Source organism: Streptomyces sp. NPDC057939 (assembly GCF_042887545.1).
Classification (GTDB): Bacteria; Actinomycetota; Actinomycetes; order Streptomycetales; family Streptomycetaceae; genus Streptomyces.
The window spans coordinates 1-1,193 of record NZ_JBHVPG010000127.1; the positions used below are offsets into that span (position 1 = coordinate 1).

Annotated in this window: 1 protein-coding gene; it reads left to right on the forward strand. The window is 72.3% G+C overall.

Going from position 1 to position 1,193, the window contains the following annotated elements:
- Positions 1-237 precede the first annotated feature (237 nt).
- The coding region (locus ACFVS6_RS42940; RefSeq protein WP_389711972.1) for a GlxA family transcriptional regulator at positions 238-1,193 on the forward strand (956 nt) is incomplete at its 3' end.

The following is a 1,193-nucleotide window of genomic DNA, read 5'->3' on the forward strand; positions in this document are numbered from 1 at the left end:
GCGGCGGCCACCGGCATCATCGCGTCGCCGAGCAACGAGACCGCGCGGGCGGTGAAGTAGAGCGTGAACCGTCGGTCCCACAACGAGGTGGCGGTGGGTGGCGGAGCGCTCGGGACGGTCGGAGCGCTCCGGGCCTTTGTCTGTGTATGCCTGCGTGCGGTGGTCACAGGACGATGTTGGACCGGACCAATCGGCAACCCCAGTGTCCTGAACGACACGATGGGGTACTTTCGCGCCATGACGCCTCGTACGCTGCCGAACTCCCCGGCGCTGCACCGGGTCGTGGCCGTGCTGCGGTCCCCGCAGTCGACCTTCCCGCTGGCCTGCGCGACGGAGGTGTTCGGCGACCACAGCCCGGCGATTCCTTCCCGCTACGCCTTGGAGGTCTGTGCCGAGCATCCCGGCCCGGTGCGGACCCGGGCCGGATACGACCTGCTGGTCACGGCGGGTCTGGAGGCGCTGGAGCGGGCGGACACCGTACTGATCCCCGGCTGGCAACAGCCGATCGACACGGAGGTGTCGACGGCGGTGATCGCGGCGGTCCGACAGGCGCACCGCCGCGGCGCGCGGGTCGTGGGCATCTGCTCGGGCGCCTTCGTGCTCGCTGCCGCCGGACTGCTGGACGACCGGCGGGCGGCCACCCACTGGGCCCAAGCCCCGGAGCTGGCCGCCCGGTTCCCGCGGGTCCGGGTCGACCCCGCGGTGCTGTACGTGGACCACGGTGACGTCGCGACCAGCGCCGGATCGGCCGCGGGCGTGGACCTCTGCCTGCATCTGGTGCGTTCCGACCATGGGGCCGCGTACGCGATGCGGATCGCCCGGCAGATGGTGATGCCGCCGCACCGTGAGGGCTGCCAGTTGCAGTACGCCGAACTGCCCACTTCCGGACCGGTCGCCGACTCGTTGGCCCCGCTGCTGGAGTGGCTCGCCGGGCGCCTGGACCAGCCGGTCGGCGTCGCCGAGATGGCGGTCCGCGCCCAGGTCTCGACGCGCACGCTGACCCGGCGCTTCACCGAACAGTTGGGGATCAGCCCCGGGCGTTGGCTGCTGGACCGCCGGATCGCCGCGACCCGGGCGCTGCTGGAGGAGACCGATCTGCCCGTGGAAACGATCGCGCACCGGGTCGGCCTCTCCTCGGCCGTCAACCTGCGTCGGCGCTTCCACGAGGCAGTGCGCACGACGCCCGCCGCCTA